This is a genomic window from Sinorhizobium sp. Y406 (assembly GCF_058732025.1).
The window spans coordinates 41,228-66,319 of record NZ_CM178974.1 but is presented as its reverse complement, the minus strand read 5'-3'; the positions used below and the strand labels follow the sequence as shown (position 1 = coordinate 66,319).

The following is a 25,092-nucleotide window of genomic DNA, read 5'->3' as shown; positions in this document are numbered from 1 at the left end:
CGGGTTGTCCCTCATTTAGGGATTCACCCAGCGCGGAGGCAAGAGATGGAGACGCATTTTACCGAAGAGACGATGCAAACGCACCGCGGTTCGTGCGGTGCGCGCGTCTATCGCGGCGAGTCCCTGCTGTCGCCGCCGCCGGTCGTGCTGCACCTTCACGGCGGGAGCTTTGTCGGAGAGACGGTCGCCGCAGGCGAAAAGGTGGCGACTGCATTGGCCGCCGCCGGCGCCGTCGTCGTCGCGCCTGACTATCCCTCCGCCTGTCTCAATCCATTCCCTGCGGCGATCGACGTCGCCTATTCGATGCTCGCGTCGATGCGTGGCCGCTGCCCGCAATTCGCGCACAAGAAATCGATGCTGTTCGTCGCCGGCGAGGAGGCGGGCGGCAATCTTGCGGCCGGTCTGGCACTGATGGCGCGGGACCAGTACCTGACCGATCTCAAGGGTCAGATTCTCCTCTCGCCGCTGCTCGATCCATGTCTCGCTACGCCGTCGTTCCGCAAGTTCTGTCCGCAGAGCTCGGCGCAGTCGATCGCTAACGGCTGGCAGCAATATCTCGGCGAAGACAGCGGCCTGACCCACCCCTATGCGGCGCCCGGCCATTGCACGCGGCTTGGCGGTCTTGTTCCGGCGCTGATCATCACCAGCGAGGAATGTCCGATGCGTGACGAGGCCGAGGCCTACGCCGAGCGGCTGCGCAAGGCCGATGTTCGGGTCGAGTTCCACCTGCTGCCGGGGCGCGCAGCCTGGCTGACGGCGAATGGCACGGCCGAGCATCACTGGCTTTCGCAGCAAGAAATCATTTCCGGCCTTTTCTCCCGCTTCTTTCAAGCGGCGGGGGCGAAGCCGACCAGGCAGTAATCGAAACCAAAGCCGGCTCCCAACCGGCAAGGAGAAAACATGACGTCGACCATTGCCCGCCGGGCCCTTTGGGGTGCCGGCCTCAGTATCCTGTTGTCCATCACCGGCGGTGCCGCTGTTGTATTCGGCCTGCCCACCCGATCCCAGGCGGACGCCACGGCCGCGGCGGCACCGCAGGCAATCCCTGTTTCCGTTGCCAAGGCGGAGACGCGCCGGATCACGACCTGGGAGAGCTTCTCGGGTCGTCTTGAAGCGATTGAGCGAGTCGAGATTCGCCCCCGCGTCGGCGGCGCTATCCTGAGTGCCAACTTCCGCGAGGGGGCGCTGGTCGAGAAGGGCGACCTGCTCCTGACGATCGATCCCGCGCCCTATGCCGCCGCCGTCGAGCGCGCCGAGGCGGAGGTCGCGGCCGCAGAAGCAAGGGTTGCGCTTGCAAACACCGAGCTCGAGCGCGGTCGCAAGCTCGTTGCCACCAATGCGATCCCGCAAAGCGGCGTGGATCAGAGGCTAAGCGCTTATGACGAGGCGCAGGCGAATGTCCGATCGGCCAAGGCGGCGCTCCGTTCCGCGCAGCTCGACCTGCAGTATACGGAGGTGCGGGCACCGATTACCGGGCGCGTCGGAGCGCTCGAGGTGACGGCCGGCAATCTCGTTGCAGCCGGCACGGCTTCGCCGGTGTTGACGACAATCGTCTCGATCGATCCGATCTATGCGAGCTTCAACGTCAACGAGGAAGTCGCCGCCGCCACACTTGCCAAGCTTTCCGGAACGGATGCAATCGAGCGCATTCCGGTCCAGATCGGCACCGCCGCCGACGAGGGCACGCCGATCGAAGGCCACATCCAGCTGATCGACAATGAAGTGGACGCGGCGACCGGCACCATCCGTCTCCGTGCGGCGCTCGCCAATGCCGACGGGCGTTTGATCCCGGGCCAGTTCGTCCGCATCCGCATCGGCGACCCGGAGCCGGGGGAGAAGCTGGTGATCAGCGATCGCGCGATCGGATCGGACCAGGACAAGAAATTCGTGCTGGTCGTCGGCCCCGACAACACGGTCGAATACCGGCAGGTGACACTCGGCCCGACCGCCGATGGCCTGAGAATCGTCGAGAACGGCCTGGCTCCCGGCGAGACCATCGTTGTCAACGGGCTGCAGCGCGTGCGCCCCGGCGTGATCGTCGCGCCGCAGCCGGTCGAGCAAACGACGGCGTCGATCGCCAAGCCATAGCCTATCGTCCCAAGGGGGCGTCCGAACACAAATCTGCATGCGCCGAGCCGGCGGACAAGCATTCTTGTCCGCAAAAGCCCCGCCGCGTGCCTGACTTGTCCCAAAGGGGGATGACATGAACTTCTCACGCTTTTTCGTCGACCGCCCGGTCTTCGCGGGCGTTCTCTCCGTCCTGATCTTCGTCGCGGGCCTGATCGGCATGACCGGCCTGCCCATCTCCGAATACCCGGAGGTGGTGCCCCCGCAGATCGTCGTTCGCGCCCAGTATCCCGGCGCCAACCCCGCCGTTATCGCCGAGACTGTCGCGACACCGCTCGAAGAGCAGATCAACGGCGTCGAGGGCATGCTCTACATGCAGAGCCAGGCGACTGCCGACGGACTGATGACGCTGACCGTCACCTTCGAACTCGGCACCGATCCGGACCAGGCGCAACAGCTGGTGCAGAACCGCGTATCGCAGGCCGAGCCGCGGTTGCCGGAGGAGGTGCGCCGCCTCGGTGTCACTACCGTCAAGAGCTCGCCCGACCTGACGCTCGTCGTGCATCTCATTTCGCCGAACGGGCAATACGACATCAACTATCTGCGCAACTACGGCGTGCTCAAGGTGAAGGATCGGCTGGCGCGGGTCGAGGGCGTCGGCCAGGTGCAGATCTTCGGCGGCGGCGACTATTCGATGCGTGTCTGGATCGACCCGGAAAAGGCCGCCGCGCGCGGGCTTGCGGCGAGCGACATCGCCAATGCCATCCGCGGGCAGAACGTCCAGGCGGCCGCCGGCGTAATCGGCGCCTCGCCCTCCGTCCCAGGGCTCGACCTGCAGCTCTCGGTCAATGCGCAAGGGCGTCTGAAAACGCCCGAGGACTTCGCCGAGATCGTCGTCAAGTCCGGCGCCAATGGCGAGATCACGCGTCTTGGCGACGTCGCGCGCATCGAGATGGGTGCTGCCGACTACTCGCTGCGCTCGCTCCTCGACAACAGCGCCGCCGTCGGCATGGGCGTTTTCCAGGCCCCGGGTTCGAACGCCATCCAGATTTCCGAGAACGTCCACAAGGTCATGGCCGAACTGAAGCAGACCATGCCGGAAGGCGTCGATTACGAGATCGTCTACGATACGACGCAGTTTGTCCGGGCGTCGATCGAATCGGTGGTACACACCCTGCTCGAGGCGATCGCGCTGGTGGTGCTCGTGGTGATCGTCTTCCTGCAGACCTGGCGCGCCTCCGTCATCCCGCTCGTCGCCGTTCCCGTCTCGATCGTCGGCACCTTCGCGGTTATGTATGTCTTCGGGTTCTCGATCAACGCGCTGAGCCTCTTCGGACTGGTGCTGGCGATCGGCATCGTCGTGGATGACGCGATCGTAGTCGTCGAGAACGTCGAGCGCAACATCGAGCAGGGCTTGTCTCCGGTCCAGGCCACCTATCGCGCCATGCAGGAGGTCTCCGGTCCGATCATCGCGATCGCCCTAGTGCTGGTTGCGGTCTTCGTGCCGCTCGCCTTCATCACCGGGCTCACCGGCCAGTTCTACCGCCAGTTCGCACTGACCATCGCGATCTCGACTGTGATCTCCGCCTTCAACTCCCTGACGCTCTCGCCGGCGCTCGCCGCGCTTCTGCTCAAGGATCATCGTGCGCCGAAGGATCTGCTGACGCGGGCGATGGACAAGGCCTTCGGCTGGTTCTTCCGCGGCTTCAACCGCTTCTTCGGAGCGAGCTCCGGGGCCTATGGCCGAGGGGTCGGCGGTATTCTCACGCGCAAGTCGCTGATCATGGGCGTCTATGTCGTGCTTCTCGGTGTCACGCTCGTCCTGTTCCGCTCCGTCCCCGGCGGTTTCGTGCCGGCGCAGGACAAGCAGTATCTGATCGGGTTCGCGCAGCTGCCGGATGCGGCCACACTCGACCGTACGGAGGACGTGATTCGCCGCATGAGCGACATCGCGATGAAGCATCCGGGCATCGAGCATGCCATCGCCTTCCCCGGCCTTTCGATCAACGGCTTCACGAATTCTTCGAATTCCGGCATCGTCTTCGTCTCCCTAAAGCCCTTCGAGGAGCGCACGACGCCCGAGCTTTCCGGCGGTGCGATCGCCATGCAGCTGAACCAGCAATTCGGGGCGATCCAGGATGCCTTCATTGCCATGTTCCCGCCGCCGCCGGTCCAAGGCCTCGGCACGACGGGCGGTTTCAAGCTGCAGATCGAGGACAGGAACGGCCTCGGCTACCGGGCCCTCGACGATGCCGCGAAGGCTTTCCTGGGCAAGGCGATGCAAGCGCCGGAGTTGGCTGGACTCTATTCGAGCTACCAGATCAATGTGCCGCAGCTCTATGCCGACCTCGACCGCACCAAGGCGCGCCAGCTTGGCGTGGCGGTGACGGACGTCTTCGAGACGCTGCAGATCTATCTGGGCTCGCTGTACGTCAACGATTTCAACGCCTTCGGCCGGACCTACAGCGTGCGGATCCAGGCGGATGCGAGCTACCGCAGCCATGCGGACGACATCGGCAAGCTGAAGGTACGTTCGGCCTCGGGCGAGATGATCCCGCTCTCGGCGCTCCTCAAGGTCGAGCAGACGGTGGGCGCCGAGCGGGCAATCCGCTATAACGGCTTCCTCGCCGCCGACATCAATGGCGGGCCGGCTCCGGGCTTCTCCTCGGGCCAGGCGCAGGCGGCGGTCGAGCGGATCGCGGCGGAAACGCTGCCGCCCGGCATCAGCTTCGAGTGGACGGATCTGACCTACCAGCAGATCCTCGCCGGCAATTCAGGCATCCTCATCTTCCCATTGGCGCTGCTGCTCGTCTATCTCGTGCTCGCCGCGCAATACGAGAGCCTGATGCTACCGATCGCCATCATCCTCATCGTGCCGATGGGCATCATGGCGGCGCTGGCGGGCGTTTGGCTAACGGGTGGCGACAACAACGTCTTCACGCAGATCGGTCTGATCGTGCTTGTGGGGCTATCGGCGAAGAACGCGATCCTGATCGTCGAGTTCGCCCGCGAACTCGAGCTCTCCGGCAGGAATGCCGTCAGCGCCGCGATCGAGGCGAGCCGGCTTCGGCTCCGGCCGATCCTGATGACCTCCATGGCCTTCATCATGGGCGTCGTGCCGCTCGTCACCTCCACCGGCGCCGGCGCGGAAATGCGCTCGGCCATGGGCATCGCGGTCTTTGCCGGCATGATCGGCGTTACGGCCTTCGGCATCTTCATGACACCGGTCTTCTATGTGCTGATCCGCAAGCTCTCGGGCGAAAGGCCGCTGAAGCATGCGGGAGCCCGGATCGAAGCGCCGCATCTCGCCCCGGGCGAATAGGCTTGTCCGATCAGGATGGAAGCGGGCCGGACGATCGTCCGGCCCGTTTTCGATTCCATGACTGCGTGACAGCTCGAAATCGATCGGATAAACCAGCAATTCCTCCATTGGCCCACCGGCACCGCAGGCATTCCGCTCCATGTTTCCGACCGATCCGATCTCCAATCTCGCCACCCTCATCCGCTGCCCGTCGGTAACTCCGACCGAGGGCGGGGCGCTCGCTACGCTCGAAGCGATGCTTTCGCCGCTCGGCTTCAAGGTCGACCGGATGGTCGCGCAAGAGGCCGGGACGCCGGATATCGAGAACCTCTATGCACGGCTCGGAACGCAAGGTCCGCATCTGATGTTCGCCGGCCACACGGATGTGGTCCCGGTCGGCGACGAGGCCGCATGGAGCCATGGCCCGTTCTCCGCCGAGATCGCCGGCGGCGAGATGTATGGCCGCGGCGCCGTCGACATGAAGGGCGGCATCGCCTGCTTCGTGGCAGCGGTTGCCCGTCACATTGAGACGCATGGGCCGCCGCAGGGTTCCGTTTCCTTCCTGATCACCGGTGACGAGGAAGGTCCTGCGATCAACGGCACGGTGAAGCTGCTCGAATGGGCGGCAGGCAAAGGCGAGCGCTGGGACGCCTGCCTCGTCGGCGAACCCACCAATCCCGATGCGCTCGGCGAGATGATCAAGATCGGTCGCCGCGGTTCCCTTTCCGGCCGGATCACCGTCCATGGCGTTCAGGGACATGCCGCCTATCCGCACCTCGCCGACAATCCGGTGCGCGGTGTCGTTCAGCTCGTCCAGGCGCTCATGCACCCGCCCTTCGACAAGGGCACGGAGAATTTCCAGTCGTCCAACCTGGAAGTGACGACGGTCGATGTCGGAAATGTCGCCGTGAATGTCATTCCCGCCAAGGCAAGTGCTGCTTTCAACATCCGTTTCAATGATAGCTGGACGGTCGAGAGCCTGAAGGCAGAGATCGTCTCGCGGCTCGACGAGGCCGCTAAGGACGACAGGCTCAGACCCGGCCGGGCGCCGGTCAGCTATGAAATCGTCTGGAACGAACGCCCGAGCCATGTTTTTCTGACCCGCAACGATGCGCTGATCGAGTCGCTTTCGGGCGCAGTCGAAAGCGTCACCGGACGCCGACCCAAACTCTCCACCACCGGCGGCACCTCGGATGCACGCTTCATCAAGGATTATTGCCCGGTCGTCGAATTCGGCCTCGTCGGGCAGACGATGCACATGGTCGATGAGCGCGTCGCAGTCGCCGATCTCGAGACGCTCACCAATATTTATGAATCCTTCATAGCCCGCTGGTTCGGCCATGCCGTCGCTTGAAGAGGTCCTCTCCTACGTCAAGGGACTTTGGCTGCTGATCCTCGGCAAGCGCGAAGGCTATGGCTGGCTGGACATCAGCGAACGCGGCCTGTGGCGCTCCTTCGCGGCGATCCTCTGGTCGCTGCCTGCCATGGCGGTGACCTGGGCCTCCTGGCGTCTCTACTATCTTTCCGCAATGCCGAGCGGCACCACCGTCGGCGGCAGCTTTTTCCTCAAGCTCTTCATCGTCGATCTCGCAAGCTGGCTCGTGCCGATCCTGCTGATCGTCGTCCTTTCACGGCCGCTCGGCTTCGCCGGTCTCGTGGTGCCGGTGATCGTCACCAGCAACTGGCTGTCTGTGCCCCTCTCCTATGCGATGGCTGTGCCGGCCGCGATCCTGCTCCTTACGCGAGGAAGCCAGCAGGTGACCGCATTCCTGTGGCTGATCGTGCTCTTCGCCAGCATCGCCCTGCTCTTCCGGCTGCTGCGCACGATCACCGGCAATGAGAACCTGCTCGCCGCAGCGCTGACGGGGCTGTTCCTGCTGCCTTCGATGATGGTCGGACAATATCTGCAGCATCTCTTCGGCCTGGTACCGGGTTGAACCCACGGTTCAGTAGTCCACCTGCAGGAAGTAAAGGCCGTCGGGCGGCGCGACAGGACCGCAAGCCTTGCGGTCCCGCGCTTCGAGTGCCGCCTGCAGAGCTTCCGGCGTCCATTTGCCCTCGCCGACGAGTTTCAGCGAGCCGGCGAAGGAGCGGATCTGGTTATGCAGGAAGCTCTGCGCACTCGCCCGGATCTCGATGAGTTCACCGTTGCGGGTGACATCCAGCCGATCGAGCGTACGGAGAGCGCTCGTCGCCTGACAATGGGCCGAGCGGAAAGTGGTGAAATCGTGATGGCCGACGAGCCGCTGGGCCGCCTCCTGCATCGCCTCATGGTCGAGCGTCTTCGGCACCCACCAGGCGCGCCTTGCCTCGAGCGCCAGCGGCGAACGGCGGGAAATGATGCGGTAGAGATAGTGGCGGCGGACGGCGGAAAAGCGCGCGTCGAAATCCGGCGGCACGTCCGCCGCATCGAGGATCGAGACCCTATCGCCAGCGAGCGTCAGGTGGGCGTTCAACGCGTTGCGCAGCGTGTGGCTCTTCCATTCGCGCCCCAGATCTACATGCGCCACCTGGCCGATTGCATGAACGCCGGAATCAGTGCGCCCGGCGCCGCGGATCGAGACGATCTCGCCGGTCAGCGACAGCACCGCCTTCTCGATCGCGCCCTGCACTGAACGGCCGTTCTCCTGCCGCTGCCAGCCGACATAGCCGGAGCCGTCATATTCGACAGTCAGGCGATAGCGCGGCATCAGGCGATCCTCGAGCCGGTCGCAACGGGCGTGCCGCGCAGGAACTCGGCCGTGGGAAGCGCCTTGCCGCCCGCCCGCTGCAAGCGCGTCGGCCGCACGGCCCCTTCGCTGCAGGCGATCGTCAATGCTTCGTCGAGCACAGTGCCGGGCTTGCCGGTTCCTTCGGCAAGTTCCGATCCCAAAACCTTGGTGCGTTCGATACGGCCGGCGGTCACGAGTTCGAACCAGGCGCCCGGAAAGGGCGAAAGGCCGCGAATATGGTTGTGGACCTCGCGCGCGGGCTTCGAAAAATCGATGCGTGTCTCGTCCTTGGTGATCTTGGCGGCGTAGACGACGCCCTCTTCCGGCTGCGGCGTCAGCGTCAAATCGCCCGCCTCGAGCTTCGCCATCGCTTCCTTCATCAGGCTCGCGCCGACATGCATCAGCCTGTCGTGCAGCTCGCCGGCCGTCATTGCCTCGCCGATCGCAACGCGCTTCGTCAGCGCGACGGGGCCGGTGTCGAGCCCCTTGTCCATTTTCATCACCATCATGCCGGTCTCGCTGTCGCCGGCCATGATGGCGCGCTGGATCGGGGCCGCACCCCGCCAGCGCGGAAGGAGCGAGGCATGGCCGTTGTAGCAGCCATGGCGCGTGCCCGAGAGAATCTCCTCCGGCAGCAAGAGCCCATAGGCGACGACGACGGCGACATCGGCATCGAAGCCGCGAAAACGCTGCCGATCGGCCGGATCCTTGAAGTCGACAGGCGTCAACACCGGCGCGCCCAGTAGCTCCGCCGCCTGGTGCACCGGCGACTTCTGAAGATCGAGGCCACGCCGGCCACCGGGACGCGGCGGCTGGGTGTAGACGGCGACGACCTCATGCCCGGCTTCTGCGAGCGCCGCCAGCGTCGGAACGGCAAAGTCCGGTGTGCCCATGAAGATGATGCGCAGCGGCAAGTCGGTGTACTCCGTATCTCTCGATTGCCCGAAACGGCGTCGTGCTCAAGCGCCGATCCTTCATGCCGGTTGCATCGGAGCCGTCAGATCGCCCGGCTTCCGCGTACCTTGGCAGCCTTGGTGAACTTGCGGATCACCATATCGCGCTTGAGCTTGGAGATATGGTCGATGAAGAGCACCCCGTTCAAGTGATCGATCTCATGCTGCAGGCAAGTGGCAAGCAGCCCGTCGGCCTCGATGCTCTGCTGCTTGCCGTCACGGTCGAGATATTCGACGGTGATCGCCGCCGGGCGCTCAACTTCGGCGTAATAGTCCGGAATCGACAGGCAGCCTTCCTCGTAGACCGAGCGCTCCTCGGAGTAGCGGACGACCTTGGGATTGATGAAGACGAGCGGCTTTCTCTCCTCGCCCTCCTTGGTGACATCCAGCACCAAAAGGCGCCTCGGCAAGCCGATCTGGATGGCCGCAAGGCCGATGCCAGGAGCATCGTACATGGTCTCGAGCATATCGTCGGCAAGGCGGCGGACCTCGTCGTCGATGGTCTCCACCGGCGCCGACATCTGGCGCAGAATGGGATCGGGAAGGATGATAAGCGGCTTGATCGTCATGCCGCTCCCATAACCGATCTTTCCGCTCGGGCGCAAGGAATTTGCCGATTGCGGTCCGGATGGCCACCCGATCGGCTCCCGCCAAGGCGCGACTTTTCTTTGTTCTCGTTTTGATCTGGCCATCGGAAACGAATCTGTTAGGCTGCGGCCATGGAGCCCGTCGCCTTTTCCTTCGACCAGCCGCTGTTTCAACTCGGCGCCCTGCCCATCACGGCAGGCTATTTTGTCACCGCTGCCGCCCTGCTGATCGCACTCCTGGCGATCATGGCCGCGGGCCGTGCCCGTGCGCTTCGCGCGGACGAGCGCGCCGAGCAGATTGCGTCGCTGCTTGCGGCACAGACCGAAATGCAGGGACGGATCGCAGCGATGGCGGACGTCTTCGGCGCCCGACAGGCTGAGCTCAACCAATCGCTCAGTCAGCGGATCGACGGGATGACGCACCGGATCGGTGCCTCGATCAGCGAGCAGACCAAGGCAACCCACGAAAATCTTCGGCGGCTGCAGGAGCGGCTGGCCGTCATCGACAGCGCCCAGAACAACATCCAGGCGCTCGCCAAGGACATGGCCGGGCTGCAGAGCATCCTTTCCAACAAGCAGACGCGCGGCGCCTTCGGCCAGTCGCGCATGGAGGCGATCGTCGCGGATGGGCTGCCGATCGGCGCTTACATCTTCCAGGCGACGCTCTCCAACGGCGCACGGCCTGATTGCGTCATCCGCATGCCGAACGATCAGCCGCCGCTCGTGATCGATGCGAAATTCCCGCTGGAGGCCTGGAACGCCATGCGCGATGCCGAGAGTGCCGAGCGGCGCCAGCAGGCCGCGCAGGCCTTTCGCCGCGACATGGAAGTCCATATCCGCGATATCGCCGGCAAATACCTGCTCTCCGGAGAAACGCAGGAGACCGCGTTTCTCTTCGTCCCATCCGAATCGATCTTCGCTGAGGTCCACGAGCATTTCGAGACGGTCGTGCAGAAGGCCCATCGCCAGCGCGTCGTCATCGTCTCGCCGTCGTTGCTGCTCCTTTCGATCCAGGTCATCCAGGCGATCCTCAAGGACGCGCGCATGCGCGAGCAGGCGCATCTAATACAGGGCGAGGTCGTGCGCCTCATGGAGGATCTATCCCGCCTCGACGAGCGCGTGCGCAAGCTCCAGGGGCACTTCGCCCTGACGCAGAAAGATATCGACGAGATCCTGATCTCCTCCGACAAGCTGACGCGCCGTGGCGCGAAGATCGAGGCGCTGGACCTGGAAACGCCACCCGCACCCGCGCGCAGCAGCAAGGAAGAAGGTTCGGGCGAACGGTCCATGGAGGGCCGTATCGGTCAATTGAAGCTCAGAGTGGTTGACGAGGACTGACGCGCTCGGGCACTGTCCGGCAAATCAGCAACCGATGGGGCACGTTCCAGATGATCACTGTCCTTGGGTCCATCAACATGGACCTGATCGCCACGACCACGCGCCTCCCGAAGCCCGGCGAGACCGTTGCCGGGACGGGCTTTGCCACCGCCGCCGGGGGCAAGGGCGCCAACCAGGCGCTGGCCGCCCGTCGCGCCGGCGCATCCGTGCGCATCGCCGGTGCGGTCGGCTCGGACGGCTTTGCCGAAGGTGCGCTTGCACTGCTCAGGGAGGCGGGTGCCGATCTCAGCCTTGTGAAGACGGCCGTGGAGCCGACCGGTACCGCACATATCATGGTCGACGGTGAGGGAGAGAATGTCATCGTCGTCGTTGCCGGTGCCAATGCGACCGTCAGCGCAAGCAATGCCGTTGCCGCCGTCGAGTCGATGTCAGTCGGCGACACGCTGATGCTGCAGCTGGAAATACCGGCAGCCTCCGTGGAGAAGGCACTGACCGAAGCCCGGCGGCGCCGGATCCGCTCCGTCATCAACATCGCGCCGCTGACGCCGGACGCCGCCCGCCTTGGCCGCATGGCCGACATCGTCATCGCGAACGAGACCGAGTTCGAACTGCTCGCCGGCAGGGTCGGCATCGCGGGCCCCGAACGGGAAGCGGCGATGATGGCTCTCCACGCGGAGACCGGGCAGACGCTAATCGTTACGCTGGGCGCCGACGGCGCCGTGGCGATCCACGATGGCGAGGTCCATCGCGCGAAGGGGCTGGCGATCGAGCCCGTCGACACGGTCGGTGCCGGCGACACCTTCTGCGGCTATCTCGCCGCGAGTCTGGACTCGGGACTCTTCTTCCCCGAAGCGCTTCGCCGCGCCGCCGTCGCCGGGTCGCTCGCCTGCCTGAAGCCGGGCGCACAACCGGCGATCCCGTTCGCCTCCGAGGTCGCCGTCCGCCTCTGACGACAGCGCCGATATTCGGCCATTCGCAATCAGGACAGGCTCTGTCGCGGCAACGACGCCTGCACCCTGGAATATCCCCGGAGGGCCAGGAATTGGCCGATTTGTTGCCTCTATCTTAATCTTTGATCGCTTATCCAGATTACGAAGCGGGCCATTTTAGACCCGGTTCCTTCATGCCGGTCGGCATCACGCGCTCCATGACGGAGTTTCACCCTACAGTTCGGACTGTCGCGCCGCATTGCAAGCTGCGGACTCTCAGTGCGTGAGGATTTAATGATCAAGTTCCATGCCAAATCGCTGGCGACCAAGCTGATTGCCGTGACGGGCGGCACGATCGCCCTGGTGCTGCTCGCCTCGAATTTCGTTCTCATCTCCCAGACCCAGGATCGCGTCGAGACGCTGGTCTTTGAGGGGGCGCAGGCGGAAGCACGCGCCATTGCTTCCGACATTGCCGGCAGCGTCGGTGAACTCGCCGCGGCGGCGCGGACCATGTCAGGCGTGCTCGGGCGCGGCCACGCGGGAAAGTCCGTCGACCGTGCGGGCGCCATCAACCTTTTGAAGGCGAACCTGGACCAGCATGAATTCGCCTTCGGCAGCTGGTTTGCCGAGGAGATCAAAGCCTTCGACGGGCGTCAGCGGGAAGTGGCCAGCAACGAGGAACTCGGCGCCAACGCCGACGGCGTCTTCACGCCCTATTGGTCGAAGAACCGCGACGGCCAAGCGCAATTTTCGACTTTCGGCGCCGACTATGCCGCCGAATGGTACGCGCTGGCCGCAAAGAGCGGCAAGGGTGCGATCACGCAACCTTACCTCGCCGAAGGCACTGACGTACCGACGACGATGACGTCGATCGCCTACCCGGTGATGTCGGATGGCAGGATGATCGGTGTCTCGGGGGTCGACATCTCGCTCGCTTCTCTCGCCGACCGGCTCGGCAAGCTCAAGCCTTTCGGGTCCGGCCGCGTATACCTGCTTTCGCAGAGCGGAAAGTGGCTCGCCGCGCCGATTCCCGAGTTGCTCATGAAGGAATATGAGGGCGAAGGCGCGGACGTGGTCAAGAATGCCCTCTCGTCAAACGCCTCCGGCACGATCAAGAACCTGACCTATGACGGAAACGAACCCTTCGACCGCGTCGTCTATCCCTTCAAGCTGCCCAATGTGAACGCCAGTTGGGTCGTGCTCGTGGATGTGCCTCGCACCATCATCAACGCCCCGGTCAACAACCAGACCTATATGATGATCGGTGGCGGTCTCGTCGTACTCCTCGCCGTGCTCACGGGTCTTTATCTTGCCGTGCGCAGTTTCGTGCAAAAGCCGCTCTCCGGGCTCGTGCGCGACGTGGAGACGCTCGGCAACGGCGATTACGCAAACCCGATCTCCGGCCAGGACCGCACCGACGAAACCGGCGCCGTGGCCAAGGCGCTCGAAGGCTTCCGCCACCAGCTTGCCGACACCAAACGCCTGGAAGGCGAAGCGCGGCACGAACGCGAGCAGGCGGAGCGCGAGCGCAGCCGCTCCGAGAGCGAAAGAGCCGAAACCAGTGCGCTCCAGCGCGACATCGTCGCACGCCTCGGCAACGGCCTGTCACATCTCGCATCCGGTGACCTCACCTTCCGGATCGCGGATGAATTCCCCGCGGAATACGCGCAGCTCAAGCGCGATTTCAACGCCGCGATGGACAGCCTCGAAGAGACGATCCGCACAGTCAACCAGTCCGTCGTCAACATCGGCGGCGGCACCGGCGAGATTTCGAGCGCCGCCAACGATCTCTCGCAGCGGACCGAGCAGCAGGCGGCAAGTCTCGAAGAGACCGCGGCCGCCCTCGACGAGCTGACCTCGCAGGTCAATGCCAGTGCCGAAAATGCGAAGGTCGCGGCAAAATCGGTCGAGCTCGCCAGCAGCGATGCCGAACAGTCGGGCGAAGTCGTGCAAAAGGCGATAGCTGCGATGCATGGCATCGAGCAATCCTCGCACGAGGTCAGCCGCATCATCGGCGTCATCGACGAGATTGCTTTCCAGACCAATCTCCTGGCGCTCAATGCCGGCGTCGAAGCCGCTCGCGCCGGGGAGGCGGGCAAGGGCTTTGCGGTCGTGGCGCAGGAAGTCCGCGAGCTTGCCCAGCGTTCTGCAAATGCCGCCAAGGAGATCAAGACGCTGATCAACACATCGGCGGGCCAGGTGCGCGAGGGCGTCGATCTGGTCGGCAAGGCGGGCGGCGCGCTCGAAAAGATCGCCGAGCAGGTGGTCGAGATCAACGGGCTAATCCGCCAGATTTCGAGCTCCGCCTCCGAGCAGGCCGTCGGGCTCAAGGAGATCAACGTGGCCGTCAATCAGATGGACCAGGTGACGCAGCAGAACGCCGCCATGGTCGAGGAGACTACGGCGGCCAGCGTGGCGCTCAACGACGAGGCCCGGGCGCTCAGCGCTCTCGTCTCCCGCTTCCGGTTGGCGGAGGAGGAAACGACGCAGGCGGCCGCCGAGCGGCTGCGTGGTGCCGCCGCGCGGTTGCGGTCAGCCGAAGGCGCAGCTTCCCGTCCGCATTCCGCAGCGGCGAGCCGCACGCAGCAAGGTACTGGGTACTCCCCCCCGCGGCCGCACATGCCGGCCCGGACTATCGGCGCCAACGCCCTGGCGGAGAACAACTGGGAAGAGTTCTGACCAGAGCAGGAGACACAGAAAACGGCGCCCCATTGGCGCCGTTTTCATATTCTGGGGTATCATCCGGCCATGCTCAGATACGCGCCAGGCGATCCGTAAGCAGATCGAAGAAGCCCTCATCGTCGATGTGCCGCATGACCATGGCATTGTGCTCGCGGCCCGTGACCTGCCACCAGTCGACGACAGTCATGCCGGTTGTCAGCGCCGAAGTCGTTTCGATCTCGACATTGCAGTCGCGACCGGTGAAGAGCTCGGGCCGCAACAGATAGGCGATAACCGTCGGGTCGTGCAGCGGCCCACCATCGGTGCCGTACTTCTCGATGTCGAAGCGCTCGAAGAACTCGAGCATCTCCGCAAGCGCGACCGCCGCCGGGCTGCCGATTGCGCGGATCTTCTCGACTCGGGCCTTGTGTGTGAGGACACGGTGCGTCACGTCGAGCGGCATCATCACGATCGGAATGCCGGAGCTAAAGACGATCTCGGCGGCCTCCGGATCGACAAAGACATTGAACTCAGCCGCCGGCGTGATATTGCCGCCTTCGAAAAAGCCGCCGCCCATCATCACCAGTTCCCGTACCCGCGGGGCAATCTCCGGGGCCTTGGTGAGGGCGAGCGCGATATTGGTGAGCGGACCAAGCGTGCAAAGCGTCACCGCGCCCGGCGCCTCGGCGCTGAGCGTCGCGATAATGAAATCGACGGCGTGCTGCTCCTCAAGCGGCATTGTCGGCTCGCTCAATTCGGGGCCGTCGAGCCCGGTCTTGCCATGGACGTGCTCGGCGGTGACGAGCGGGCGCGCCACCGGCCTATCCGCGCCTGCGAAAATCTTCACGTCCGTCCTGCCGCAGAGCTCGCAGACGATCCGCGCATTGCGCGCCGTCAGCGTGAGCGGCACATTGCCAGCGACGGTGGTGATGCCGAGAACGTCGATTTCTTCCGGGCTGCCTAAGGCGAGCATGATCGCGGCCGCGTCATCCTGCCCCGGATCCGTGTCGATGATGATCTTTCGCGCGTTTGACACTTGTCCTACTCCTGCCATCTCGAATCTGCGGATTTGCCGCGCAACACATAACCACGGCGCGGCTTCAGGCCGTCGCCCGGTGGACTATGATTTGCGCCCGCACCAGAGGCAAGCCGCTTGCACTCGTTGCGCACAGCCACCATATTGCTTGGCGGGATGCTGCTTGGCAGGTCCTGGAAGATGGTCGCTTGATCTCGCAAGGACTTGAAGAATGAGCAGGATTACGCCGTTTACGAGCCCGCTCCTGGTGGGCTTCGACAGCATGGAAAAGACCCTTGAGCGCATCGCCAAGGCGAATGACGGTTACCCTCCCTACAATATCGAGCGCATTCATGGCGACGGCACGGCCGGCGCGCCGGAGCGCTTGCGCATTACCCTTGCCGTTGCCGGCTTTTCCGAGGACGACCTGGATGTGACGACGGAGGAAAACCAGCTCGTCATCCGCGGCCGCCAGATAGAAACCGGCGAGCGCGATTATCTGCATCGCGGCATTGCGGCCCGCCAGTTCCAGCGCACCTTCGTTCTTGCCGACGGCATGCAGGTGCTCGGCGCGGAATTGCGCAACGGACTCCTCTCGGTCGATCTCGTGCGGCCAGAGCCGTTGAGAATGGTAAAGAAAATTAACATTTCGGTCCCAGAATAGGATAACCGGCGGGCATTTCCCGCGCCGGCGACCACGGAGCACCACCATGGGACTGAAAACCATCAACACATTGCTGTCCAAGAACGACCTCGCGCATCTCGGCGCGGGCGAAGTCGGTTATATCCGCAAGATGCGTTCGGAGGAGGTCTCCCGCTGCTTTCCGGAAGCACCCGAAATCGGCCCCGGCATCGATCTCTGGGCGTTATTTGCAGCCGACGGAACGCCGATCCTGTTGACCGACAACCGCTCCAGCACTTTCTTCAAGGCCGCCGAGGACGAATTGCGCACCGTAACGCTGCATTGACTGCTGGACAGTTTTCTTCCCGCTCACCCGGCTGCCGCTGCCGCAGCCTTCTCCCAGCGGGCGCGAAGACGGGGAAAAGGGGCGTGCCGCGGCTCTCCCCCCTGGAAGGGCTACCGCATCGACCTCGATTCCGATTTTCGGCAGATGCGCTAAGTGCGCCGGAAGGTCAGATAGGCGGAGTTGCGCCCCTCCCGGCGGGCCTTGGCCTCGTAGCGCGTGGTCGGCCAGCCCGCGAACGGTGACAGCCAGTCGGCCGCATTTTCCGCCGTCCATTCGAAGGAAGCGTGATCGCGGCAATGGATAAGGGTCCAATTGACGTAGCTGTCGATGTCCGAGGCGAAGCAGAAGAAGCCGCCGGGTTTGAGCACGCGGGCGAAACGATCGAGATTGGCCTTCGAGACGAACCGCCGCTTCCAGTGCTTCCGTTTCGGCCAGGGATCGGGATAGAGCAGATCGATCTGGTCCAGTGAGGCGGCGGGCAGCCAGTCGAGCACCTGGGTCGCATCGTCGTCGTAAAGCCGGATATTGCCGATCCCCCGCGTTTCGATCTGGCCGAGCAGCTTGGCCATGGAATTGACGAAGGGCTCCACACCGATGAAGCCCGTGCGCGGATCCTCCGCCGCGCGATGCAGGAGGTGCTCGCCGCCGCCGAAGCCGATCTCCAATCGGATCCGCTGGACCGGGACGGCGAAGAGCTCCGGGAGGGATGCAGGCGCCGGATGGTCGAGATCGAGCTTCAGAACCGGCAGAATGGTTTCCAGATTCGTGGCCTGGCGTTCCCGCAAGGGCTTGCCCTTGCGACGGCCGTAGAAGGCCTCCGTTGCTCTGGCGCGGCGCGGTTCGGTCATGTCGTCATTCCATTCAACAGGCGGGGCGGATGCCCGTTTCGAGCATCCGCCGCGATCTACAGCGCCGCGCGTCTTATTAGACGCGCAAAGGTCGCTATAGCACTTTGAATTTCTGCAAGTCTTTGTCCTTTAATCGAGGTCGATTAAAGGAGACATGCAGTAGCAGAACCATGCATCAGAATCGATCCGTGGCGCTTCGATTTGAGCGCGACGACCTCTGTCAGGCCGGCAGGTCAGGCGGCGCGGCCGTTGAGCGCCGTGGCGTCGAATGCGATCGCTTCCTTGAGCGGCTTCACAAGATCGAGCCTTTCCCAGGAGAAGGAGCCGTCGCGGCCGGCCTTGCGTCCGAAATGGCCATAGGCGGCCGTCTTGGCATAAATCGGCCGATTGAGATCGAGATGACGGCGAATGCCGGTGGGCGAGAGGTCCATGGTCTTACGGATAGCCCTTTCGACCTGGTCTTCGGAAACCTTGCCCGTGCCGTGCAGGTCGACATAGATCGACAGCGGCTGGGCGACACCGATCGCATAGGAAAGCTGAATCGTGCAACGGTCGGACAGGCCTGCCGCGACCACATTCTTGGCGAGATAGCGGGCGGCATAGGCGGCCGAGCGGTCGACCTTGGTCGTGTCCTTGCCGGAGAAGGCGCCGCCACCGTGCGGTGCGGCACCGCCGTAGGTATCGACGATGATCTTGCGACCGGTAAGGCCCGCATCGCCGTCCGGACCGCCGATGACGAACTTGCCGGTCGGATTGATATACCAGGTGCAGTCAGCGGCGATCTTCAAGTCGGCGAGCGCTTCGCGGATGTATGGCTCGACGACGGCGCGAACCTTGGCCGAATCCCAGCTCTCGTCGAGGTGCTGCGTCGAAAGCACGATCGAGGTGACCTCGGCCGGCTTGCCGTCGATGTAACGAACGGTCACCTGGCTCTTGGCGTCCGGACCAAGCTTGGCAACCTCGCCGTCACCCTTTTTGCGCGCAGCGGCGAGCAGGTTCAGAATGCGATGCGAATAGTAGATCGGAGCCGGCATGAGCTCTGCCGTCTCACGGCAGGCGTAGCCGAACATGATGCCCTGGTCGCCGGCGCCCTCCTCGCCCTGCTTGTCTGCGGCACTGTCGACCCCCTGAGCGATATGCGCGGACTGGAAGTGCAGGAGCACGTCGATCTTCGCCGTCTTCCAGTGGAAGCCGTCCTGTTCATAGCCGATGTCACGAATGGCTTTGCGGGCGGCGGATTTGAACTTCGACGGGTTGATCACCTCGTTGCCGTTCTTGTCCTTCTTCAGCAGGCTCGGCGGCAGGCGGACCTCGCCGGCGATGACGACGCGGTTGGTCGTCGCCAGCGTCTCGCAGGCAATGCGCACACTCCACGGATCGACACCGGACTTCGCCGCTTCGCGGTAGACCAGATCGACGATCTCGTCGGAGATGCGGTCACACACTTTATCCGGATGACCTTCGGCTACGGATTCACTCGTGAACAGGTAGTTTGCGCGCATGCGGGAAGTCCCCTCAATGAAAGAAGCGGTCCCGAACTGTTAGTGGTTTTGCCGCCAAAAAACAAGCGAACAACGACATAAATATATCTTTATATCAGCATTGATCAACGCTCCGCTGCGCGCCTGGGATGGACTACCGAAGGCGCCGGCCGGCACGAAAAAAGCGGCCCAAGGCCGCTTTTTCAGATTGGTGGAGCGCTTTCTCAGTCGCTCTCCGCCTCCGCGGCCAGCGCCTTCACGAGATCCACCAGCTTGCGTCGAACCTTCGGGTCGGAAATCCTGACGAAGGCGCGATTGAGCTGCAGACCCTCGGAAGACGACAGGAAATCGACCACATAGTTGGAGCTGGATGACTCCGACATTCCGGACTGAACGCCGGTTCCCTCGCCCGGGGCGTCCTCGAAGAAAAACGAGACCGGGACATTGAGGATCGTGGCAATATTCTGCAGGCGGCTGGCGCCGACGCGGTTCGTGCCCTTTTCGTACTTCTGGATTTGCTGGAAGGTGATCCCCAGACTCTCGCCGAGCTTCTCCTGGCTCATGCCAAGCATCGTCCGGCGAAGGCGAATCCGGCTGCCGACATGAATGTCGATCGGATTCGGCTTCTTCTTGTTTTCGACCATATTCGCGTTCCTAAACACGCTGTTTCAATGATCCACAACCTCTCATTGCTTGCCGCTCATCGGAAGCACGCTTCCCGCGAAGGCGGGGCTACAGCGGCAGGTGGAGGTTGACGGTAAGAACCACTATGCAATTTTAGGGGTTTTTGGTCAATTCTTCCGAAGGCTGAAACTTCTGCGTGAAATCATCGCAATCAAAAAGAGAATCCCTATCGTAACCCAGAGAATCCGGTCACGCGTAGTAGTATCAGTCGCCGTGAGCATTTTTCCCGGTAAGGTGGCGTCAATAACTCCCTTGTAATTGTATCCCAACCCTACCACTAAAACGCCGCGTGCATCAATCACTGCTGATATACCGCTATTGGCGGAGCGGATCATCGGCGTCCCACTTTCGACGGCACGCAGTTGCGCCTGATGAAAGTGCTGGCGGGGCCCGGGCGTATCGCCGAACCAGGCATCATTGGTGACGTTCAGGAGCGCGTCGGCCAAACGGCCACTACCATCAATCTCGTCGGGAAAGATCGCTTCATAGCAGATCAGCGGGTAGATGGTCTTGCCCCCCGGCAGCGTCAGCAGCGGACGTGTTCTCGCCGCCGAAAAGCCGCCCGGCATCGAGGCGGCGACGGAGCTCAGGCCCCAGGACGAGAACAATTGCTCAAACGGCAGATATTCGCCGAAGGGTACCAGATGGACCTTATCGGCGGCCGCGACGATCTGGCCGCGGTCGTCGATGACATAGATCGAATTGTAATAGCGCGGCGGCAGGCCGGCGCCCGCATCCTCGGCACGAACAGCGCCGGTGATGAGGATCTGGCCATCATCGAGAACCTCGTCGATCCGCGTCAACGCATCGGGATTGTCCGTCAGGATGAAAGGGATCGATGTTTCCGGCCAGACGACGATGTCCGGCCTTTTGGCGCCTTCCTCGCCCGGTGCGGCCGTCAGCGCGAGATGCTCGGCGAAAATGGCGGCGCGCTGGCGATCGTCGAGCTTCTTCGCCTGGTCGATGACCGGCTGAACGAGCCGCACCGTCAGCGAAGCTCTCTTCGGCGCTGGCGGCGGCAGGGTCAATCGATAGTAGCCGAAGCCGATATGGGCGGCGAAGAGTACAATGGCGGCGGCAAGTCCGATACGCGCGCCCCTTCCCGTGCCGACCAGGGCTGGGGCTGCAAACACGAAGACCGCGAGCATATTGATCGTTGCCAGGTTCACGACGCTTGCCGACTGCATCATCAGCGGCATCGGCATCGCCGCATAGCCGATCGCATTCCAGGGAAATCCGGTGAAGAGAAAACTGCGCGCCCATTCGGCAAGGCCAAAGCCGAGTGCAAGCGCGGCAATTCGGCCGACACCGTCGGACCAGAGACAGCGCGCCACGAGCACGGCGAAGGTATAGAAGAGTGCGAGAAAAGCAGGGAGGCCGATGACTGCCAGCGGCAGCGCCCAGGCAAAGACATCCGCCTCCACGAGAAGGGCGTTGCCGAGCCACCACAAGCCACCCAGAAAATAGCCGAAGCCGAAGCTCCAGCCAATCGAAGCGGCGGGCAGCAGGCGCCGGACCAAGCCCTCGTTCGGATCGGAGGCCACGCCGTCGATCAACCAGACCAGGACTGGGAAGGACAGGAAAGCGGCCGCAAAAATCCCGAAAGGCGCCTGGGTGAACACTGCCACAAGACCGGCCAGAAAGCCGACAAATGCTCGGGAAACTCCGGAAAGGAGGATGATTTTACCTGCCAGTCTTTCCATTGACACTCCAATCGGCGGCCGGAAAGCCGCGCGGGAAGAACCGAATCGATTGGCGGCAGTTTTTCAAAAAAACGGTCGCTTGTCCCGCCACGGCGGCGGCCATTCCTGTCGGACGCAGCAATTGCGTCGATGACTTCGCGCGAGGGTTGAGGTAGAATTGACGCGAGTTAACCACAGTTGCCAATATGCTAGGGCGCAGCTATCGGTTTTCTCATTTTTGCGTACCATATCGTCACTACAGCGCCGCGCGTCTTATCAGAGGCGCAAAGGTCGCTGTAGGACTTTATATTGCTGCATGTCTTTGTCCCTAAATCGAGGACGATTAAAGTGGACATGCAGTAGGCGTTCGACTCCGCCTATGGCGATCCGTTTAGGGCGCCGGGATTTGGGTATGTTGAGTGACAAAGGAGTCACAATGTTCGATTCCCGCGAAAAGATCGCACTCTTCATCGATGGCGCCAACCTTTACGCAGCATCGAAGAGCCTGGGCTTCGACATCGATTACCGCAAATTACTAAGCGCATTCCAGAAGCGCGCCTATCTGCTGCGCGCCTATTACTACACTGCGCTGATCGATGACCTCGAATTTTCCACGATCCGTCCCTTGATCGATTGGCTGGACTATAACGGCTATACGGTCGTCACCAAACCGGCCAAGGAGTTCACCGATGCCCAGGGTCGGCGCAAGATCAAGGGCAATATGGACATCGAGCTCGCGATCGACGCCATGGAGCAATCTCAGGTCGCCGACCACATCGTGATCTTCTCCGGCGACGGCGACCTTACCACGCTCGTCGAGGCGCTGCAGCGCAAGGGACGCAAGGTCTCCGTCGTTTCGACGATGGCGACGCAGCCGCCCATGGTTGCCGACGACCTGCGTCGCCAGGCGGACCATTTCATCGACCTGATCACCTTGCGCGGCGAGATAGACCGGCATCCGCCGGAATATTTACCTCAGCCGGTCAAACAGAAGAACGCAGACGTCAACCATTGACGCGGAATGGCCTCAGCGATCACTCGACGGGTGGCGGAGACCGGAGGTCGGCCTGACCGCCGCCGATCGGCGTGAACGCCTCCGGCACGCCCTCTTTCTCGGCCTTGTGCAGTCGCCGACGGGCCGGCGGACGCTTGCGCATGATGCGCACGCGCTTCACGCGGCGCGGATCCGCGTCGAGAATCTGGAATTCGAAGCCTGGAATGGCTTGAACCACCTCGCCGCGAACCGGAATCCGGCCAAGCGAGGCGAAGACGAGGCCGCCAAGCGTATCGACATCCTCGATCTGCTCCCGCACGTCGAAATCCGGTCCGATCGCCTGGGAGATCTCCTCGAGCTCGACACGAGCATCCGCCACGAAGACGTCCTCCGAGGTGCTGGCGAACATCACCTCCTCGTCGTCATGCTCGTCCTCGATGTCGCCGACCACCATTTCGACGATGTCTTCCAGTGAGACGAGACCGTCGGTGCCGCCATATTCGTCGATGACGAGAGCCATCTGAATGCGTGCGGCCTGCATGCGCTGCATCAGGTCCGAGGCGAGCATCGAGGGCGGCACGAAGAGGAGTTGGCGTATGATGCCCGCCTCTTCGACCGTTTTGTTCAGATCGACGCGCGCGAGGTCGAAGCCGGACCTTGGCTGACGCGACGCCTTTTCGCCCCTTTCAATGGCCGTGGTGGCCTGCGCCCTGCCGTTGCGGCGACGGTTGCGGGCCTGCTTCGTCACATAGGCGAGAAGGTCGCGGATATGGACCATGCCGCGCGGATCATCGAGGCCTTCGCTGTAGACAGGCATGCGCGAGCGCCCGGATTCCTCGAAGAGGACCATGAGTTCGCCAATGGTGATGCCCTGGTCCACCGCCTCGATATCGGCGCGTGGCACCATGACATCCTCGACCCGCACCTCGCGGAAGCGGAGGATGTTGTTGAGCATCGCCCGCTCCTCGGGCGAAAACACGGTGTTGCTGGCGGCATCGAACATCAACGCATCCGCGAGGTCCTCTCGCAGGCTCGACGTATTTGCTCCGCGCAGCAGGCGTGCAGCTCGGCTCCAGAAGGATGTTGTGGATCTGCTGCCCTCTGATCTGGAGGCGGAGCTACTACTGCCCGCCTCGGGCTCGCCGGAGGCTTCCGCCTCCTCATTCGCAACCGTGACCGGCTGTGTCTTGAACTCGTTCATCGTTCCAACTGTCAATGCGGGGAGAGGTCCCCGTAAGGGTCAGATAGGCCAAGACGCGCCAAAATGCGAGTCTCCAGGCCCTCCATTTTTTCTGCTTCGCCGTCTTCGATGTGATCATACCCGAAAAGATGCAGGAATCCATGGACGAGTAGATGGGTCAAATGCTCCTCGAATGGCTTTCCCAATTCGGCCGCTTCACGCTTCAACGTCTCATGGGCGATGACGATGTCGCCGAGCATCGGCCCCGGCATCTGGCCCGGAGTGACTGCAAATGCCGGAAAGGACAAGACATTGGTCGGCTTGTCCTGATTGCGCCATTCCGCATTGATCGCCCGGATCGACGCATCATCGGTAAAGACCAGTGACAGTTCCGGCGCTTCGGCGGGGAATGGCTGCCCCTCTTCAGTTGCCAGAAAATCCGCTGCCGTCGCGAGAACGCCTGCCGAAAACGACTGCAGGTCGCTCTCCGACGCCCAGTCTCCCCCTTCGACGCTGATCTGAATATCCAAGGCCGTCATGGTCGCCCGCAATCGTCAGCGATCGCTCTGCTCGCTCTCATCGTGGACGGCCGTGTGGCTTTCATAGGCCCTGACGATGCGCGCCACCAGCTCGTGGCGCACGACGTCCGCATCCTTGAAGCGGATGACCGAAACGCCTTCGACACCCTTCAGGATCTGCAGCGCCTCGACGAGACCGGATTTCACGCCGCGCGGAAGGTCGACCTGGCTCGGGTCGCCGGTCACGATCATCCGGCCGTTTTCGCCAAGACGGGTCAGGAACATTTTCATCTGCATCGAGGTCGTATTCTGTGCCTCGTCAAGGATTACGGCGGCATTCGCGAGGGTGCGTCCACGCATGAAGGCGAGCGGCGCTATCTCGATGACGCCCGCCGATATCGCCCGCTCTACCTTGTCGCCTGGCATCATGTCGTAAAGGGCATCGTAGAGCGGCCTCAGATAGGGATCGACCTTCTCCTTCATGTCGCCGGGCAGGAAGCCCAGCCGCTCGCCCGCCTCGACCGCCGGCCGCGACAGGATAATGCGATCGACCGCGCCGCGTTCCAGAAGCTGGGCCGCATGTGCGACGGCAAGATAGGTCTTGCCGGTGCCGGCGGGGCCGACGCCGAAGACGAGCTCGGAGCGGTCCATGGCACGGATATAGGCATCCTGCATCGGGGTACGGGCGGCGATCGTCTTCTTGCGCGTCGAAATCTGCGCCATGGTCAGCTTGGCCTTGCGCTCCATCGTCGGCAATTGCAGTTGGTCATCCGCCGCAACCGCCATGCGAATCGCGCCCTCGACGTCGGAGGTCTCGATGGCGGCGCCGCTTTGCAGTCGCCCGTAGAGGTAATCGAGCGCGCGCCGCGCCTGATTCGTCGCCACCACATCACCGGAGATGGCAACGGAATTGCCGCGGGGCCTCGCATGGATGCGCAGGCGCTCCTCGAGCAATTTCAGGTTCTGGTCGAATTGGCCAAAGAGTTCACTGGCGAACCGATTGTTCTCGAACGTAAGCACGAAGTGATTGGCGTCTGTCGCGGATGTCTTCGATTGGCGCGATGAGGATGAAATCATCTCGTGTCCGTTCAAGCGGTTCGGGCTCCTCGCTCTTGATCCGCGGCGCCACGCGTGGACGGCAGCGCGCAGACTCTTGTAACACTTTACCGGCGCAA

General features: G+C 63.1%; 22 protein-coding genes. 11 read left to right on the top strand and 11 right to left on the bottom strand.

Features of this window, described 5'->3' with window-relative positions:
* Positions 1-45: 45 nt before the first annotated feature.
* The 5 genes from AC4P1R_RS00300 (at position 46) to AC4P1R_RS00280 (ending at position 7,305) form a co-directional block, all read left to right on the top strand.
* Positions 46-861 (top strand): alpha/beta hydrolase, encoded by an 816-nt coding sequence (locus AC4P1R_RS00300; protein WP_069459640.1) that lies wholly within the window; start codon positions 46-48, stop codon positions 859-861.
* Between the two features lie 39 nt (positions 862-900).
* Positions 901-2,088, top strand: a complete 1,188-nt coding sequence (locus tag AC4P1R_RS00295; protein ID WP_069459641.1) for an efflux RND transporter periplasmic adaptor subunit — start codon at positions 901-903, stop codon at positions 2,086-2,088.
* 115 nt (positions 2,089-2,203) lie between these two features.
* Positions 2,204-5,389: an efflux RND transporter permease subunit gene (locus AC4P1R_RS00290; protein ID WP_492177276.1), complete on the top strand. Its 3,186-nt coding sequence runs from the start codon at positions 2,204-2,206 to the stop codon at positions 5,387-5,389.
* Between the two features lie 139 nt (positions 5,390-5,528).
* Positions 5,529-6,722, top strand: a complete 1,194-nt coding sequence (gene dapE, locus AC4P1R_RS00285) for a succinyl-diaminopimelate desuccinylase (protein ID WP_069459643.1) — start codon at positions 5,529-5,531, stop codon at positions 6,720-6,722.
* Positions 6,709-7,305 carry a hypothetical protein gene (locus tag AC4P1R_RS00280; RefSeq protein WP_069459644.1) on the top strand — a complete coding sequence of 199 codons (597 nt, stop codon included), beginning with the start codon at positions 6,709-6,711 and terminating at the stop codon, positions 7,303-7,305. Before dapE ends, AC4P1R_RS00280 begins: the two co-directional genes overlap by 14 nt.
* A gap of 9 nt (positions 7,306-7,314) precedes the next feature.
* On the opposite strand, the gene truA is transcribed toward AC4P1R_RS00280, so the two are convergent.
* The 3 genes from truA to def form a co-directional block, all read right to left on the bottom strand.
* Positions 7,315-8,058: a tRNA pseudouridine(38-40) synthase TruA gene (gene truA / locus AC4P1R_RS00275; RefSeq protein WP_069459645.1), complete on the bottom strand. Its 744-nt coding sequence runs from the start codon at positions 8,056-8,058 to the stop codon at positions 7,315-7,317.
* Entirely contained in the window at positions 8,058-8,993 is a 936-nt protein-coding gene (gene fmt / locus AC4P1R_RS00270; RefSeq protein WP_151610760.1) for a methionyl-tRNA formyltransferase, read from the bottom strand. Before fmt ends, truA begins: the two co-directional genes overlap by 1 nt.
* An 83-nt stretch (positions 8,994-9,076) precedes the next feature.
* Positions 9,077-9,601 (bottom strand): peptide deformylase, encoded by a 525-nt coding sequence (def, locus tag AC4P1R_RS00265; RefSeq protein WP_069459647.1) that lies wholly within the window; start codon positions 9,599-9,601, stop codon positions 9,077-9,079.
* 150 nt (positions 9,602-9,751) lie between these two features.
* Here def and AC4P1R_RS00260 point away from each other — a divergent pair, with 150 nt between their 5' ends.
* The 3 genes from AC4P1R_RS00260 (at position 9,752) to AC4P1R_RS00250 (ending at position 14,565) form a co-directional block, all read left to right on the top strand.
* A complete protein-coding gene (locus tag AC4P1R_RS00260) occupies positions 9,752-10,957 on the top strand; it encodes a DNA recombination protein RmuC (RefSeq protein WP_069459648.1) in 1,206 nt (401 codons plus the stop codon).
* Between the two features lie 50 nt (positions 10,958-11,007).
* Positions 11,008-11,907, top strand: coding sequence for a ribokinase (locus tag AC4P1R_RS00255; RefSeq protein ID WP_069459649.1), 900 nt, complete (start codon positions 11,008-11,010; stop codon positions 11,905-11,907).
* A 273-nt stretch (positions 11,908-12,180) separates the two neighbouring features.
* Positions 12,181-14,565: a methyl-accepting chemotaxis protein gene (locus AC4P1R_RS00250; RefSeq protein ID WP_069459650.1), complete on the top strand. Its 2,385-nt coding sequence runs from the start codon at positions 12,181-12,183 to the stop codon at positions 14,563-14,565.
* Positions 14,566-14,638: 73 nt separating this feature from the next.
* Here the strand turns inward: AC4P1R_RS00250 and AC4P1R_RS00245 are convergent, their stop codons facing one another.
* Entirely contained in the window at positions 14,639-15,583 is a 945-nt protein-coding gene (locus AC4P1R_RS00245) for a nucleoside hydrolase (protein ID WP_069459651.1), read from the bottom strand.
* Positions 15,584-15,794: 211 nt separating this feature from the next.
* Between AC4P1R_RS00245 and AC4P1R_RS00240 the strand changes: the two genes are divergently transcribed.
* Positions 15,795-16,226, top strand: a complete 432-nt coding sequence (locus tag AC4P1R_RS00240) for an Hsp20 family protein (protein ID WP_069459652.1) — start codon at positions 15,795-15,797, stop codon at positions 16,224-16,226.
* A 46-nt stretch (positions 16,227-16,272) separates the two neighbouring features.
* Positions 16,273-16,530, top strand: a complete 258-nt coding sequence (locus tag AC4P1R_RS00235) for a BQ00720 family protein (protein ID WP_069459653.1) — start codon at positions 16,273-16,275, stop codon at positions 16,528-16,530.
* Between the two features lie 149 nt (positions 16,531-16,679).
* On the opposite strand, the gene trmB is transcribed toward AC4P1R_RS00235, so the two are convergent.
* From trmB to lnt, 4 genes are all read right to left on the bottom strand, one after another.
* Positions 16,680-17,378: a tRNA (guanosine(46)-N7)-methyltransferase TrmB gene (gene trmB, locus AC4P1R_RS00230; protein WP_069459654.1), complete on the bottom strand. Its 699-nt coding sequence runs from the start codon at positions 17,376-17,378 to the stop codon at positions 16,680-16,682.
* Between the two features lie 233 nt (positions 17,379-17,611).
* Complete coding sequence (gene metK / locus AC4P1R_RS00225; RefSeq protein WP_069459655.1) at positions 17,612-18,880, bottom strand: methionine adenosyltransferase; 1,269 nt, start codon at positions 18,878-18,880, stop codon at positions 17,612-17,614.
* A 203-nt stretch (positions 18,881-19,083) separates the two neighbouring features.
* On the bottom strand, positions 19,084-19,503 hold the full coding sequence (locus tag AC4P1R_RS00220; RefSeq protein WP_069459656.1) for a helix-turn-helix domain-containing protein: 420 nt from the start codon (positions 19,501-19,503) through the stop codon (positions 19,084-19,086).
* 147 nt (positions 19,504-19,650) lie between these two features.
* Positions 19,651-21,246, bottom strand: coding sequence for an apolipoprotein N-acyltransferase (gene lnt, locus AC4P1R_RS00215; protein ID WP_069459657.1), 1,596 nt, complete (start codon positions 21,244-21,246; stop codon positions 19,651-19,653).
* Between the two features lie 415 nt (positions 21,247-21,661).
* On the opposite strand from lnt, the gene AC4P1R_RS00210 reads away from it, so the two are divergent.
* Complete coding sequence (locus tag AC4P1R_RS00210) at positions 21,662-22,240, top strand: LabA-like NYN domain-containing protein (protein ID WP_069459658.1); 579 nt, start codon at positions 21,662-21,664, stop codon at positions 22,238-22,240.
* A gap of 19 nt (positions 22,241-22,259) precedes the next feature.
* On the opposite strand, the gene AC4P1R_RS00205 is transcribed toward AC4P1R_RS00210, so the two are convergent.
* The 3 genes from AC4P1R_RS00205 to AC4P1R_RS00195 are packed head-to-tail and all read right to left on the bottom strand — an operon-like array spanning position 22,260 to position 25,009.
* Positions 22,260-23,420: a hemolysin family protein gene (locus tag AC4P1R_RS00205; protein ID WP_069459659.1), complete on the bottom strand. Its 1,161-nt coding sequence runs from the start codon at positions 23,418-23,420 to the stop codon at positions 22,260-22,262.
* Between the two features lie 11 nt (positions 23,421-23,431).
* Entirely contained in the window at positions 23,432-23,938 is a 507-nt protein-coding gene (gene ybeY / locus AC4P1R_RS00200; RefSeq protein ID WP_069459660.1) for an rRNA maturation RNase YbeY, read from the bottom strand.
* A 15-nt stretch (positions 23,939-23,953) separates the two neighbouring features.
* The gene (locus AC4P1R_RS00195) at positions 23,954-25,009 is read right to left on the bottom strand and encodes a PhoH family protein (protein ID WP_069459661.1); all 1,056 of its coding nucleotides are present in this window, start codon (positions 25,007-25,009) and stop codon (positions 23,954-23,956) included.
* Positions 25,010-25,092 lie beyond the last annotated feature (83 nt).

Coding starts and splice junctions, on each gene's coding strand:
- AC4P1R_RS00300 (WP_069459640.1), top strand. CDS start 46: ATGGAGACGCATTTTACCGAAGAGACGATGCAAACGCACCGCGGTTCG.
- AC4P1R_RS00295 (WP_069459641.1), top strand. CDS start 901: ATGACGTCGACCATTGCCCGCCGGGCCCTTTGGGGTGCCGGCCTCAGT.
- AC4P1R_RS00290 (WP_492177276.1), top strand. CDS start 2,204: ATGAACTTCTCACGCTTTTTCGTCGACCGCCCGGTCTTCGCGGGCGTT.
- dapE (WP_069459643.1), top strand. CDS start 5,529: ATGTTTCCGACCGATCCGATCTCCAATCTCGCCACCCTCATCCGCTGC.
- AC4P1R_RS00280 (WP_069459644.1), top strand. CDS start 6,709: ATGCCGTCGCTTGAAGAGGTCCTCTCCTACGTCAAGGGACTTTGGCTG.
- truA (WP_069459645.1), bottom strand. CDS start 8,058: ATGCCGCGCTATCGCCTGACTGTCGAATATGACGGCTCCGGCTATGTC.
- def (WP_069459647.1), bottom strand. CDS start 9,601: ATGACGATCAAGCCGCTTATCATCCTTCCCGATCCCATTCTGCGCCAG.
- AC4P1R_RS00260 (WP_069459648.1), top strand. CDS start 9,752: ATGGAGCCCGTCGCCTTTTCCTTCGACCAGCCGCTGTTTCAACTCGGC.
- AC4P1R_RS00255 (WP_069459649.1), top strand. CDS start 11,008: ATGATCACTGTCCTTGGGTCCATCAACATGGACCTGATCGCCACGACC.
- AC4P1R_RS00250 (WP_069459650.1), top strand. CDS start 12,181: ATGATCAAGTTCCATGCCAAATCGCTGGCGACCAAGCTGATTGCCGTG.
- AC4P1R_RS00240 (WP_069459652.1), top strand. CDS start 15,795: ATGAGCAGGATTACGCCGTTTACGAGCCCGCTCCTGGTGGGCTTCGAC.
- AC4P1R_RS00235 (WP_069459653.1), top strand. CDS start 16,273: ATGGGACTGAAAACCATCAACACATTGCTGTCCAAGAACGACCTCGCG.
- trmB (WP_069459654.1), bottom strand. CDS start 17,378: ATGACCGAACCGCGCCGCGCCAGAGCAACGGAGGCCTTCTACGGCCGT.
- metK (WP_069459655.1), bottom strand. CDS start 18,880: ATGCGCGCAAACTACCTGTTCACGAGTGAATCCGTAGCCGAAGGTCAT.
- AC4P1R_RS00220 (WP_069459656.1), bottom strand. CDS start 19,503: ATGGTCGAAAACAAGAAGAAGCCGAATCCGATCGACATTCATGTCGGC.
- lnt (WP_069459657.1), bottom strand. CDS start 21,246: ATGGAAAGACTGGCAGGTAAAATCATCCTCCTTTCCGGAGTTTCCCGA.
- AC4P1R_RS00210 (WP_069459658.1), top strand. CDS start 21,662: ATGTTCGATTCCCGCGAAAAGATCGCACTCTTCATCGATGGCGCCAAC.
- AC4P1R_RS00205 (WP_069459659.1), bottom strand. CDS start 23,420: ATGAACGAGTTCAAGACACAGCCGGTCACGGTTGCGAATGAGGAGGCG.
- ybeY (WP_069459660.1), bottom strand. CDS start 23,938: ATGACGGCCTTGGATATTCAGATCAGCGTCGAAGGGGGAGACTGGGCG.